This is a genomic window from Agromyces tardus (assembly GCF_003710805.1).
Taxonomy (GTDB): domain Bacteria; phylum Actinomycetota; class Actinomycetes; order Actinomycetales; family Microbacteriaceae; genus Agromyces; species Agromyces tardus.
Genome location: NZ_RHHB01000001.1, coordinates 12,756 through 26,225, shown reverse-complemented (window position 1 = coordinate 26,225; position 13,470 = coordinate 12,756). Strand labels below are relative to the sequence as shown.

11 protein-coding genes are annotated in these 13,470 nt (G+C 70.1%); 1 reads left to right on the top strand and 10 read right to left on the bottom strand.

From position 1 onward, the window contains the following. Positions 1-87: 87 nt before the first annotated feature. The 8 genes from mmsB to EDM22_RS00070 all read right to left on the bottom strand — a co-directional run bounded on the left by mmsB (position 88) and on the right by EDM22_RS00070 (position 10,478). The gene (gene mmsB, locus EDM22_RS00105) at positions 88-1,329 is read right to left on the bottom strand and encodes a multiple monosaccharide ABC transporter permease (RefSeq protein WP_122935008.1); all 1,242 of its coding nucleotides are present in this window, start codon (positions 1,327-1,329) and stop codon (positions 88-90) included. A gap of 33 nt (positions 1,330-1,362) precedes the next feature. Then, complete coding sequence (gene mmsA, locus EDM22_RS00100) at positions 1,363-2,892, bottom strand: multiple monosaccharide ABC transporter ATP-binding protein (RefSeq protein WP_122935007.1); 1,530 nt, start codon at positions 2,890-2,892, stop codon at positions 1,363-1,365. Between the two features lie 129 nt (positions 2,893-3,021). Next, a complete protein-coding gene (gene chvE / locus EDM22_RS00095; RefSeq protein ID WP_212591858.1) occupies positions 3,022-4,098 on the bottom strand; it encodes a multiple monosaccharide ABC transporter substrate-binding protein in 1,077 nt (358 codons plus the stop codon). Between the two features lie 288 nt (positions 4,099-4,386). Next, positions 4,387-5,106, bottom strand: coding sequence for an L-ribulose-5-phosphate 4-epimerase (locus EDM22_RS00090; RefSeq protein WP_122935005.1), 720 nt, complete (start codon positions 5,104-5,106; stop codon positions 4,387-4,389). Positions 5,107-5,373: 267 nt separating this feature from the next. After that, the gene (locus EDM22_RS00085; RefSeq protein WP_122935321.1) at positions 5,374-6,426 is read right to left on the bottom strand and encodes a LacI family DNA-binding transcriptional regulator; all 1,053 of its coding nucleotides are present in this window, start codon (positions 6,424-6,426) and stop codon (positions 5,374-5,376) included. Positions 6,427-6,575: 149 nt separating this feature from the next. After that, positions 6,576-8,027, bottom strand: coding sequence for an MFS transporter (locus EDM22_RS00080; protein WP_245989051.1), 1,452 nt, complete (start codon positions 8,025-8,027; stop codon positions 6,576-6,578). A 122-nt stretch (positions 8,028-8,149) separates the two neighbouring features. Beyond that, positions 8,150-8,980, bottom strand: a complete 831-nt coding sequence (locus EDM22_RS00075) for an aldo/keto reductase (RefSeq protein ID WP_122935003.1) — start codon at positions 8,978-8,980, stop codon at positions 8,150-8,152. Between the two features lie 79 nt (positions 8,981-9,059). Beyond that, positions 9,060-10,478: an MFS transporter gene (locus EDM22_RS00070; protein ID WP_122935002.1), complete on the bottom strand. Its 1,419-nt coding sequence runs from the start codon at positions 10,476-10,478 to the stop codon at positions 9,060-9,062. Between the two features lie 59 nt (positions 10,479-10,537). Here EDM22_RS00070 and soxR point away from each other — a divergent pair, with 59 nt between their 5' ends. Then, positions 10,538-10,993: a redox-sensitive transcriptional activator SoxR gene (gene soxR, locus EDM22_RS00065; RefSeq protein WP_122935001.1), complete on the top strand. Its 456-nt coding sequence runs from the start codon at positions 10,538-10,540 to the stop codon at positions 10,991-10,993. Positions 10,994-11,085: 92 nt separating this feature from the next. Here the strand turns inward: soxR and EDM22_RS00060 are convergent, their stop codons facing one another. Both EDM22_RS00060 and EDM22_RS00055 read right to left on the bottom strand, forming a co-directional pair. Next, on the bottom strand, positions 11,086-12,069 hold the full coding sequence (locus EDM22_RS00060) for a cyclase family protein (protein WP_122935000.1): 984 nt from the start codon (positions 12,067-12,069) through the stop codon (positions 11,086-11,088). Continuing rightward, the gene (locus EDM22_RS00055) at positions 12,066-13,442 is read right to left on the bottom strand and encodes an APC family permease (RefSeq protein ID WP_245989049.1); all 1,377 of its coding nucleotides are present in this window, start codon (positions 13,440-13,442) and stop codon (positions 12,066-12,068) included. The genes EDM22_RS00060 and EDM22_RS00055 overlap by 4 nt, the downstream gene beginning before the upstream one ends. Between the last annotated feature and the right edge of the window lie 28 nt (positions 13,443-13,470).

Genomic DNA, 13,470 nt, shown 5'->3' with positions numbered 1-13,470 from the left:
CAAGCGGCATCCGGAAACCCCGAAGGGGCCCCCGCCTACCGGCGAGGGCCCCTTCGGACCAGGATTCGGAACTGCGGATGCCGCGGGTCAGCTGCCCGAACGACGACGGTTGTACACGTCGAACGCGACCGCGAGCAGCAGCACCATGCCCTTGACGACCTGCTGCCACTCGATGCCGATGCCCATGATCGACATGCCGTTGTTCAGCACGCCGATGATCAGGCCACCGATGATGGCGCCGCCGATCGTGCCGACGCCGCCCTGCACGGCCGCGCCGCCGATGAACGCCGCCGAGATCGCCTCGAGCTCGAACCCGTCACCGGCCTTCGGGCCCGCGAGGTTCAGTCGCGCGGTGAAGATCAGGCCGGCGAGCGCCGCGAGGGTGCCCATGTTGACGAAGAGCCAGAAGTCGACGCGACGCGTCTTGATGCCCGAGAGCTCGGCCGCGTGGCGGTTGCCGCCGATCGCGTAGATGTGGCGGCCGAACACCGTGCGGTTCATCACGATGCCGTACACGAGGATGAGCACCGCGAGGATGATCAGCGTGATCGGGATGCCCTTGTACGACGCGAGCGAGTAGGCGAAGAAGCCGATCGCCGCCGAGATGAGCACGAGCTTGGTGATGAACCAGGCCATGGGCTCGACGTCCTGGCCGTACTTCTGGCGGCCGCGACGGGTGCGCACCTGCTGCACGATGAGCGCGATGATCGCGATGGCGCCGACGCCGAGGGTGAGCGGGTCGAGCTCGAACTCGCCGAACAGGTTCGTGAGGAAGCCGTTGCCCAGTGCGCGGTACTCGGTGGGGAACGAGCCGATGTTCGCGTTGCCCAGCACCACGAGCGCGAGGCCGCGGAAGATGAGCATGCCCGCCAACGTCACGATGAAGGCTGGGATGCCCACGAACGCGATCCAGAAGCCCTGCCACACGCCGACGAGTGCGCCGATGACGAGCGAGAGGATGACGGACAGCCACCACGGCAGTCCCCACTGCACGGCGAACACGCCGGAGCACGCACCCACGAACGCGGCGACCGAACCGACCGACAGGTCGATGTGGCCGGCGATGATGACCATCACCATGCCGATCGCGAGCACGAGGATGTACCCGTTCTGCACGACGAGGTTGGAGATGTTCTGGGGGCGCAGCAGGATGCCGTTGGTGAGGAACGAGAACAGCACCACGACCGCGATGAGGGCGATGAAGATGCCGTTCTTGCCGAGGTCGGCGAGCACGTGGCTCAGGCGCTCGGTGAACTTGTTGTCGACGGGGTTGATGTTGCCGCCGGCCGCGTGGGTTTCCTCGGTGACGGGGGGATTCGGATTCGACATGATGTCTCCTGGTGTGATCCGCTGGCGCCGGCGCTAGCGGGGCTTTTCCATGGTCATGAGCTTCAGCATTGCTTCGGGCGTGGCCTCCTCGACGGGCAGCTCTCCCGTGATGCGCCCCTCGGAGAGGGCGTACACGCGGTCGCAGATGCCGAGGAGCTCCGGCAGCTCGGAGGAGATCACGATGATGCCCTTCCCCGCTGCTGCCAGTCGGTTGATGATCGAGTAGATCTCGTACTTCGCACCCACGTCGATGCCGCGGGTGGGCTCATCGAGGATGAGCACGTCGGGGTCGGCGTAGATCCACTTCGACAGCACGACCTTCTGCTGGTTGCCGCCCGAGAGCTTGCCCGTCTTCACGAGCACGCTCGGCGCCTTGATGTTCATCGACGAGCGGAACTCGTTGGCGACCTTGTACTCCTCGTTGTCGTGCACGAGGCCGTACTTCTCGAGCTTCTTGAGCGACGCCATCGAGATGTTGCGCTTGATGTCCTCGATGAGGTTGAGGCCGTAGGTCTTGCGGTCCTCGGTGGCGTACGCGATGCCGTGGTCGATCGCCTCGGCGACCGAGCGCGTCTTGATCTCCTTGCCGCGAAGGAACACCTTGCCGGTGATCTTCGACCCATACGACTGCCCGAAGAGGCTCATCGCGAACTCGGTGCGGCCGGCGCCCATGAGGCCGGCGATGCCGACGATCTCGCCCGCGCGCACGTTGAGGTTGACCTTGTCGACCATGACGCGGGAGGTGTCCTGCGGGTGGTGCGCGGTCCAGTCCTCGACGCGCAGCAGCTCCTCGCCGATGTTCGGGGTGTGGTCGGGGTAGCGGTGCTCGAGGTCGCGGCCGACCATGTCCTTGATGATGCGGTCTTCCGTGACATCCGCCTTGGCGATCGTCTCGATCGTCTTGCCGTCGCGGATGACCGTGACGGTGTCGGAGACCTTCTTGATCTCGTTCAGCTTGTGGCTGATGATGATCGACGTGATGCCCTGCCCCTTGAGGTGCAGGATCAGGTCGAGCAGGTGGTCGGAGTCCTCGTCGTTCAGGGCCGCGGTGGGCTCGTCGAGGATGAGCAGCTTCACCTGCTTCGAGAGCGCCTTCGCGATCTCGACGAGCTGCTGCTTTCCCACGCCGATGTCCATGATCTTGGTCGTCGGGTTCTCCTTGAGACCCACGCGGGCCAGGAGCTTCGACGCCTCGAAGTTCGTCTTGTTCCAGTCGATGAGGCCGTTGCGGCCCTTCAACTCGTTGTTCAGGAAGATGTTCTCGGCGATCGAGAGGTAGGGGCTGAGCGCGAGCTCCTGGTGGATGATCACGATGCCCTTGGACTCCGAGTCGGTGAGGTCCTTGAACTCCACGACCTCGTTCTCGAAGACGATGTCGCCGTCGTAGGTGCCGTGCGGGTACACGCCCGACAGCACCTTCATGAGGGTGGACTTGCCGGCGCCGTTCTCGCCGCAGATGGCGTGCACCTCGCCGCGCGCGACCTCGAGGGTCACGTTCGAGAGCGCCTTCACACCGGGGAAGGTCTTCGTGATGCCGCGCATCTCGAGAATGTTGGTGGTCATCCTTGCTCCTGCTCCATTGCCGGTGCGCCTGGCCGGTGACGGATGCCGCGGGCCGGGACCTGAGGCGAGAGTACTCCCGCTCAGGCCCCGACACGCGGCAGGGCCGTCAAACGACTCGGCTCAACCGAATCAGCCGTTGATCTCTGCGTCGGTCCAGTAACCGCTGTCGACGAGGACTTCCTGGATGTTGTCCTTGACGACGATCTGCGACTCGAGGAGGTACGACGGCACGACCTTCACGCCGTTGTCGTAGTCGGTCGTGTTGTTGACCTCGGGCTTCTCGCCGTTCAGGATCGCGGACGCCATGTCGACGGCGACCTTCGCGAGGTTGCGCGTGTCCTTGAAGATGGTGGCGTACTGCTCACCCGAGTTGATGGCCTTGACCGAGTCGAGCTCGGCGTCCTGGCCGGAGATGATCGGCCACTCGGCGCCGACCGTGTAGCCCGCGTCGGTGAGTGCCGAGATGATGCCGCGCGACAGGCCGTCGTACGGCGAGAGCACCGCGTTGACCTTCGAGCCGTCGGAGTAGTTCGCCGTGAGGATGTCCTCCATGCGGCTCTGCGCGACCTCGCCGTCCCAGCGCAGCGTCGCCGCCTGCTCGAACTCGGTCTGGCCCGACTTCACGACGAGCGTGCCGTCGTCCATCAGGGGCTGGAGCACGTCCATCGCACCGTTCCAGAAGAACGTGGCGTTGTTGTCGTCGGGCGAACCGGCGAACAGCTCGATGTTGAACGGACCGGCGGGCGCGCCGTCGATCGGGGTGCCGTCGAGCTCGGTGAGGCCGAGGCCGTTGAGCACCGACCAGGCCTGCTGCTGGCCGACGACGAAGTTGTCGAACGACGCGTAGTAGTCGACGTTCTCCGAGTCGCGGATGAGGCGGTCGTAGGCGATGACGGGGATGTCCGCGTCAGCGGCGTCCTGCAGCACCTGCGAGAGCGTGGTGCCGTCGATCGACGCGATGATCAGGGCCTCTGCGCCCTTGGTGATCATGTTCTCGATCTGCGAGACCTGGGTGGGGATGTCGTCCTCCGCGTACTGCAGGTCGACGGTGAAGCCCTGGTCCTCGAGCTGCGACTTGACCGCGTCGCCGTCCTGGATCCAGCGCTCCGAGCTCTTGGTGGGCATCGCGACGCCGATGAGGCCACCGTCGCCGCCGCCGTCGCCCGATCCGCCGGAGCCGCCCGAGCACGCTGCGAGTGCGAGCATGGAGCCCGCTGCGAGCGTTGCGAGAAGCACCTTCTTCGTGTTCTTCACGGTGTTTCCTTTCACTGTGTCATTCATGGACGTCGTTGTCTTGGTGACAGTCGGAGCGGGCGTCGTCCACGTACGTCCGCTCCCCCGCGGCATCCGCGATAGGCGTCGGATGCTGCAAGCGTGTTGAGTTGTGGTGGAGCTACAGGCCGGGTGCCGATCGCCGGCGGGCCTGGTTCCAACGCACCTCGCGCTGGAAGTCTGTGGTGGCGTCGGGCCCGAGGGCGCCGCGCGTGGAATCGGTCATCGTGCGCCCGCCTTCCGGGCGTCGGCCGGCTGCCCGTACACGTTCTGGTACCGGTCGAAGAGGCGGTCGATCGACTCCTGCGGGATCGGGATGAGCGGACCGGCCTCGCGGGCGAAGTGGACGGTGCGGGCGACGTCCTCGACCATCACGGCCGCCTTCACGGCGTCCTTCGCCGACGACCCGATCGTGAACGGCCCGTGGTTCTGCATCAGCACCGCACGGGAGCGATGGCCCGAGAGCGTCTCGACGATGCCCCGCCCGATCGAGTCGTCGCCGATGATCGCGAACGGACCCACCGGGATCGGCCCGCCGAACTCATCGGCCATCGCCGTGATCACGCACGGGATCGCCTCGCCGCGCGCCGCCCACGCCGTCGCATACGTCGAGTGCGTGTGCACGACCCCGCCGACCTCGGGCATGTTGCGGTAGACGTAGGCGTGCGCCGCCGTGTCACTCGACGGGCTGCGATCGGCACCGGGCGTTCCCGGGATCACGTTGCCGTCGAGGTCGCACAGGATCATGTTCTCGGGGGCGAGGTCGTCGTACGAGACTCCCGACGGCTTGATCACGAACAGGTCGGCGCCGGGCACGCGACCCGACACGTTGCCGCCGGTCCAGACGACCAATCCGTAGCGGGTGAGCTCGCCGTGCAGCTTCGCCACCTCGGCGCGCACTCGTGCGATGGCGACCTCGATCGCGGGACCGTACCCGTTCACGCCCGAACCGCCCCTGCCTCGCCCACGAACGAACCGGCGCGGTGCGCAGCGCGAACGGCTGCTCGCTCGTCGGTCGTGGTGACGGTCACGGCGGGGGACTCCTTCGTCAGGTGCGTCGTCAGATGCTGCGGGCCGTGTGACAGTCGATGTGACCGTTCACATGGCGGGTCTCACTTTAGCCACATCCCATGCGGCGCTGTCAACTCGCCGTGCGTCACGGAACGGTAACGACCCCGTAACCGGCCGGGCGGCCCACCCGAAGTGGGGTCAGAACGACGGGGGCCCGACGCTCTCGCGGATGACGAGCTCGGGCATGATCGTGCTGCGCCAGTCGGACGCCACGACGTCGAGGTCGCCGAGGAGCAGTCCGACGCAGCGTCGGCCGATCTCGGCGAAGTCCTGCCGCACGGTCGTGAGCGGCGGCCAGAAGTGCGCCGCCTCGGGGATGTCGTCGAAGCCCACGATCGACACGTCGCGCGGCACGTCGAGGCCGGCGTCGCGCACCGCGTGCATGACGCCGAGCGCCATCTGGTCGTTCGACGCGAAGATCGCCGTGAAGTCGCGCACCGTGAGGAGCTCGCGGCCGGCGTAGTAGCCGAAGTCCGCGGTCCAGTCGCCGAGGATCGGGGCGGTCGTCGGCACGTCCTGCGCACTCATCTCGTCGAGGAACCCGCGCATGCGCGCCTCGGCCTCGATCCAGTCCTGGGGCCCCGCGAGGTGGTAGATGCTGCGGTGTCCGCGCTCGATGAGGTGGCGCGTGGCCAGCCTCGCCCCGGCGATCTGGTCGACCGAGAGGCCGTGGTCGGGGTCGCGCCCGGTCGACTGCAGCGTGACGTACGGGACGTCGATCGAGAGCTGGGCGAGCGTGTCGAACACGCGCACCTGCGGGGCGATCACGACGAGTCCCTCGATGCCCTGCGCCGCGAGGTGGGCGAGTCCGTCGGCGATCGACCGGGCGTCCGAGGAGGCGATGTTCGCCGTGCTCACCCAGTAGCCGGACTCCCGGGCAGCCGCCTCGATCGCCTGGATGCTCGACGCGGGCCCGTACTGCGTGCTCGACGCCGACAGGATCCCGATCGTGCGCGATCGGCTGGTGACGAGCGCCCGCGCCGCGCGGTTGGGCGTGTACTGCAGCTCGTCCATCACGTCGAGCACGCGCTGCTTCGTCTCGGGACGGATGCTCGGGTGGTTGTTCAGCACCCGCGACACCGTCTGGTGCGAGACGCCCGCGAGGCGCGCCACATCGCGGATGCTGGGGGCACGCCCCCGCTGCGGCTCCAGTGGCGCCTCTGACACGGTGACCTCGTTCGATCTCGGCATGTTCACGGTCACACATGCCGGCGACACCAATTATGCACAGATCCGGGCGATGTGACTGTCACAGATGTGACGGTCACATGACGAACGGATGCCGCGATCCGTCCATGTGACAGGCACATGGCGGGCTCGGCGCACCCGCGAGCACGCATTCAGTCGACGGATGCCGCGGGCGCGACGCCGTACCGCAGGCCGCCGCCCTCGCCCGCCGGCCGCATCCGCGGGGCGAGCACCACCCCGACGAGCGCAATCAGCACGGTGACGACGAAGTCCGCGGTGAACGCCGCCGTCCCGGCGACGCTCGCGACGAGGGCGGTGATCGCGAGGGCGATGGCGGAGCTGAGCGCCTCGCCGATGTTCAGCGCGGCGCTGTTGAAGCCCTGCGCCGACTTCGCCGACAATTCGAGGACCGCGACCGAGAAGCGCGGGTACATGAAGCCCATTCCGGCGCCCGCCGCCGTCCACGCGACGAACGCCACCGCGGGGGCGAGCGAGAAGGCAGAGACCGCGAGCACCGCGACGAGGGCGACCGCGAGCACGCCCGTGCCGACGCGCACGGCATCGGTGTTCGACATCCGCTCGCCGAGGCGGCCCTGCACCCACGAGGCCGCGGCCCACGAGAGGCCCGCGCCGGTGAGCACGACGCCCGCGAGGCTCGGCGAGAACTCGTACCGGTCGATGAGGAGGTAGGGGAGGTAGATCTCGCTCCCGAAGAAGGCGCCCGCGACCACGGCGCGCAGGAGCACCGTCGCAGGCATGCCGCGCGCCGCCCGGAGCGTGCCGGCCGGCAGCAGCGGACGCACCGCCACCACCGCGACCGCGATGGCCGCCGCCGCGACCACCCAGCGCCAGGGCTCCCCGAGCTCCTTCGCGAGGCTCACGCCGAGCGCGCCCGCCGCCGCGAGCACCGACCAGCCGAGGCGCGAGAGGCTCCACCGCACCGTCGGGTCGCCGGCGACCAGGTCGTGAACCCGCAGCAGCGGCCGGAGCATCATGCCGGCGGCGGGCAGCACGAGCACGATGACGCCGAGGAACACCCACCTCCAGCTGGCCTGCTCGGCGATGACGCCCGCGACCGCGGGCCCCACGATCGACGGGATCACCCACGCGGCCGCGAACCCCGCGAACACGCGGGCTCGCAGGTGCTCGGGGTAGACGCGCGCCACGATCACGTAGAGCGGCACGGTCACCGCCGTGCCGCCGATGCCGTGCACGAGACGGCCGAGCACGAGCACCTCCATGTTCGGCGCGAGGCCGGCGATCACGAGGCCGATCGAGAAGAGCACGCCCGCGGCGATGAGCGGCGGCAACGGACCGGAACGGTCGGCCCAGTTGCCGGACGCGACCATGCCGACGACGCCCGCGGCGAACGGCACCGAGAACGCCAGCGCGAACAGGCTCTCGCCGTGGAGCTCCTCGGCGACGAGCGGCATGATCGTGGTGACCGCCATCACCTCGAACGCGGCGATGAAGATGAGCGCGAACATGCCGATCGACAGCCAACGGTAGGGCTGCGAGAGCGGCCCGCCACGCGGGGTGTCGCGTGGTCTGCGCCGCCGCCCGTCGGCGACGACGGGCTCGGATCCGGCGCTGGAATCGATCACCCGATCGAGCCTACGACGGCCCCGCGACATCCGCCCGGGGCACGACTGCCGAGCACCGGCTGCCGGCTGCCATCGCCGGCGACGAGCGGATGCCGCCGCCCCGGCCCGGCCCCGGCCCGCAGCTACATCTCCTCGTGGGTGTCGGGGTCGCCGCCCCAGAGCCGTCCGCGCTCGAGCGACGAGATCGCCTCGACATGCTCGGGGGCGAGCGAGAACCCGAATACGTCGAGGTTCTCGCGCCGGCGCGCGGCATCCGCCGACTTGGGAATCGGCACGGTGCCGAGCTCGACGTGCCAGCGCAGCACGAGCTGCGCTGGCGTGACGCCGAGGCCCGCCGCGAGCCCGGTGACGACCGGCTCGGCGAGCAGTTCGGAGCGCTTCGCGAGCGGGCTCCAGCTCTCGGTGCGGATGCCGAGCTCGGCGTGGAACGCGCGCAACGGCGCCTGCGGGAAGTAGGGATGCAGTTCGACCTGGTTCACGACGGGCACGACGCCCGTCTCGTCGATGAGCCGCTGGAGCATCGGCTCGGTGAAGTTCGAGACCCCGATCGAGCGCACGACGCCGCGTTCGAGGAGCTTGATCATGGCGCGCCAGCTGTCGACGTACTTGTCGATGCGCGGGTTCGGCCAGTGGATGAGGTACAGGTCGACCCAGTCGAGGTCGAGCCGCGAACGCGACTGCTCGAAGCTCGCGAACGTCTCGTCGAAGCCGTGGTGGCGCCCCGGGAGCTTGGTCGTGATCATGAGGTCGCTGCGGTCCACGGGCGACCGACGCACCGCCTCGGCGACGACCCCTTCGTTGCCGTAGTTGTAGGCCGTGTCGATGAGCCGGTAGCCCTCGTCGATCGCGTCCACGATCGCGGCGACCCCTGCCTTGTCGTCGAGCCCGTAGGTGCCCAGCCCGAGCGCCGGGATGGAGTTGCCGTCTCGGAGCGCATACACGGGTGCGGTCATCCCCCCATCCTCACCCAGACGACGGGCGGATGCCACGCCCAACGCCGACCGAGGGAGGCACGACCTGCCCGGCACGGGCTCAGGCGGCCGCCGCCTCCGGGACCTCGGCGTGCGCGCGCAGCCCCGCGAACACCGCGACCGCCCAGACGCCGAGCGCCACCGAGATCGCGCCCGCGACCGCGACGACCGGACCCGTCGGCAGGAGCAGCGCGTAGACGATGGCCGTGAGCGCGATGGCCACGGCGGAGCCGAGCGCATCGGCGACCGCCATCGCCGAGCTGATGAAACCCTGGTTCTCGACCGTCGACGACTGCAGGCCGATCACGGTGGTGCGCGGGTACATGAGTCCCATGCCGCCGCCCGCGAGCACCCACGTGAGCAGGAACGCGATCGGGGGCAGGGTGAGCACGGTCGCCACGAGGGTCAGCCCGATCGCGGCACCGAGGAGCGCGAGTCCGATGCGCAGGCACCGTTCGTGGCTGAGTCGCACCGGGTTGCGCCCCTGCACCTGCGACGCGATCGCCCACGAGACTCCGCCGACGGTGAGCACGAGGCCGGCCATCGAGGTGCTGAGGGAGTACGGCTCGCCGGTGAGCAGGAGCGGCAGGTACACCTGCGTGCCGAAGAAGGAGCCGGCCAGCATGCCGCGCGTGAGCACACCGGCGGGCAGGCCCTGCGCCGCGCGCAGCGTGCCGCGCGGCACCATCGGGCGCACGGCGACGGCGATGACCGCGATCGCGGCGATCGGCAGCACCCATCCGGCCCAGCCGCCGGCCTGCGTGGAGAGGTTGAGCACGAGCACGGCGACGCCGGCGAGGGCCGCCCACGCGATGCGCGACCAGCGCCACGGCGGAGGGTCGGCGATCGTGCCGGTGTCGAGGCCGCGCAGGCTCGGCACCACCATCAGGAGCGCGGGCACGACGAGCGCGACGACGCCCAGGAACACCCATTCCCAGCCGATGCCGTCGGCGATCACTCCGGCGATGAACGGGCCGACGAGCGAGGGCACCACCCAGGCGGCCGCGAAGCCCGCGAAGATGCCCGGCTGCAGCCGTGGGGGGATCACCCGGCCCACGATGACGTAGAGCGCGACGGTGAGTCCGCCGCCGCCGATGCCGTGCACGAGGCGCCCGATGACGAGTTGCCACATGTCGGTGGCGAGCCCCGCCACGAGCAGGCCCGCGACGAAGAGCGCAACCGAGCTGTAGAGCGCGAGGCGCGGGCCGCCGCGGTCGGCGGCGTTGCCGGCGACGATCATGCCGATGACGCTCACGGCGAGCGGCCCCGCGAAGGCGAGGGCGTACAGCGACCGGCCGTCGAGCTCGGCGGCGACCGCCGGCATGACCGCCGTGACCGCCATCGCCTCGAACGCGGCGAGGAAGATCAGCGCGCACATGCCGATGCTGATCCACCGGTACTCGGGGCTCAGCACGCTCTCGCGGGCGGGCATGACGGGCACGGGCGCCGCGCCGGTCTCGTCGGGGGTCTCGACAGTCATGGGTTCGAGCGTATGACCTCAACTATGGTTGAGGTCAATTCGGAGATGGGAGCGAACGGATGCCGCGACTCGAGCCCGACGGTCACGCGACGCTCAGCGTGGGCGAACTCGCCGCCCGCAGTGGCGTCGCGATCTCGACGCTGCACTTCTACGAGCGCAAGGCGCTGCTCTCCTCGGAGCGCGACGCGCGCAACCAGCGGCGCTACCGACGTGACGCGCTGCGCCGGGTCACGTTCATCCGCGTCGCCCAGCGCGTCGGGATTCCGCTCGCAGAGATCCGCGCGGCGCTCGAGTCGCTGCCGTCGGGGCGCACGCCGACGAAGGCCGACTGGACGCGGCTGTCGCGGCACTGGCGTGCCGCCCTCGACGCGCGCATCGCCGACCTCGAGCACCTGCGCGACGACCTCGACGGCTGCATCGGCTGCGGCTGCCTCAGCCTGAAGACCTGCCGGCTGCGCAACCCCGGCGACGAGCTGGGCGCGACCGGGACGGGCGCCCGGGTGTGGGCGGGCTGACCGAGGTACCTGGCACGGCACCGGACGGGACGTGCGCGCGGCGATCGTCCCGCGCCTGCGCCCGGCGATCGTCTGCGGCCTGCGCACGGCGATCATCCGAGCCCCGGCTGTGCCGCGGTGCCTGCGGGCAGCTCGGCGAACGCACGCACCGGGAACGTGCCGAACCGCTCGACCTTGGGCGGTACCGCGGTGAACCGCGCCCCGCGCGCCGGCACTCGGTCGAGACCCGTGAGGTGCTCCACCACGTGGATGCCGGCCGCGAGCAGGATCGAGTGCGCCGGGCGGGTGCCGGTGGACTCGGTGTCGTCGATGTTGAGCGCGTCGATGCCCACGAGCGCGACGCCCGCGTCGGCGAGGTGCCGCGCGCCCGCCTCGGTGAGGAAGGGTGAGCCGTGCGCGTAGGCCGGGGCACCGAAGTGGCGGCTCCAGGCGGTGTGCAGCAGCACGGCGGTGCCGGCGAGCTCGCAGTCGAAGAAGACCTCGGCGGGGATGCCGCGCTCCGCGGCATCCGTGAGGTGGAAGACCTCGGCGGGCAGGCCGACGAGGGTCTCGAGATCGAGGCTCGCGAGGTCGCCGCCCTGCTCGTAGCGGTGGAACGGGCTGTCGAGGTAGGTGCCCGTGTTGCCCGCCATCGTGATGATGTCGATCTCGAACTCGGTGCCCGGCGCGTAGTGCTCGCGCGACGCCTCGCGGGTGAGGTGCGGCGTGATCGTCGGCGCGGGGATGCCGGGATAGGTCACGAGCCCCGCCCGGATCGGGTGGCTGAGGTCGACGAGCTCGCCGCGACCCGTGGCGACGCGCGCGGACGCCGACGCCGCGGCATCCGCCCCCGGCCCTGCCGGGAGGTCGGTCACGGCGACGCCGCGCGACCCTCGATGCGGCTCAGGACGCACCTCGAGGTTGGCGAGCTCGACGCTGCCGACGAGCGCGAGCCCGAGATGGCGCACGAGGAGTTCGGCGATCTCGGCCTCGCCGACATCGCCCGACGGCAGGTCGAGGCGGAACCCCTCGGCCCGCAGGCTCCCCCCGTTGACGAAGCGGATGTCGGCGTCGAAGGCGGCGCGGTACTCGGTCAACTGGGCTCCTCGATGACTGCGGTGGCGGCGGGGGTGGTTCTCGCGCGGACGCGTTTCACGATCGTGACTACGACGGATGCCGCGGCCAGCACGATCGGCACGATCAGGTTCTGCCACGCGAGCACGAGCAGGCCCGCGGTGAGCACCGTCGCGACGACGGCGAGCCACCAGCCGACCGACCAGCGTCGCAGCAGCAAGGTGGCGGCGAGCATGCCGGCGGCGTAGATCGCCACCATGTTGCTCGTGTGGATGAGGATGAACCCGGTGAGGTCGAGGTCGTTCCAGAGCATGAGCGCGAAGTAGACCACGATGAGCACGCCCGTGAGGGCGAGCGCTCGGCGAGGCACGTCGCCGTCGGCGGCGCCCTTCGCGAAGAAGCGCGGCAGGTCGCCGTCGCGGCCGAGCGCGGCGCCGAGCTTGCCGAACGCGGGCAGGTACGCGTTCACGACTCCGACGGTGACGATGGCCGCGACGATCGCGACGAGCACCGACCCGACACCGGGCGCGGTGGTCTCGACGAGGTCGAGCAGCGGCACCTGGCTCGCGCCCGCACGGTCGCCGAGCACGGCGACCGTGACGAACTGCAGCGCGAGGTAGCCGGCCCCCACGACGACCACGGCGATGGCGGTGGCGATCGGGATGGTGCGGCGCGGGTTGCGGAACTCGCCGGCGATGTGGGTGCCGACCTCCCAGCCCGCGAACGCCCACACGAACAGGCTCACCGCGACGCCGACGCCCGCCCAGCCGTGGGGCAGGAAGGGCTCGAAGTTGGCCGTGTCGGCCGCCGGGAAGGTGGCGGCGACGACGCCCACCACGACCGAGAGCAGCAGGCCCGTGAGCACGAACTGCACCCAGCCGGCGACGCGCACGCCGAACCAGTTCGCGACGAACGGCGGGAGGAAGACCGCGAAGCCGATGATCGGCACGGCCGAGCGGTCGACGCCGAGCACGGCGACGACGTACTCGCCGCCGAGGATCGCGACGACCGGCGCGCCCACGCACACGCCGAAGAAGAACCAGTAGCCGGCCATGCGCGCCGCGGTGCCGCCGAGGGCACGTCGCACGTAGCTCGCCACGCCGCCGGCGTCGGGGTAGCGCGCGGCGAGCGCCGCGAACGTGCCGGCGAGCGGGATCGAGAGCACGAGCACGGCGGCGACGGCCACGATCGACGCGGGGCCGGCCGCTGCGGCCGCGAGCCCCGGCAGCACGAGGATGCCCGTGCCGAGCACGCTCGCGATGTACAGCGCGGTGCCCTGCACCAGGCCGAGGCTGCCGCGGTGCGGCTCGGCGACTCCCCCGCCGAGCGCGCCGCTGCGCACCCCGGGGTCGCCGACGGTGGCGGATGCCGCGGTGGCGGCGGTGTTCGAAGTCACCCGTTCATGCTGCCGCATCCCACCGGTA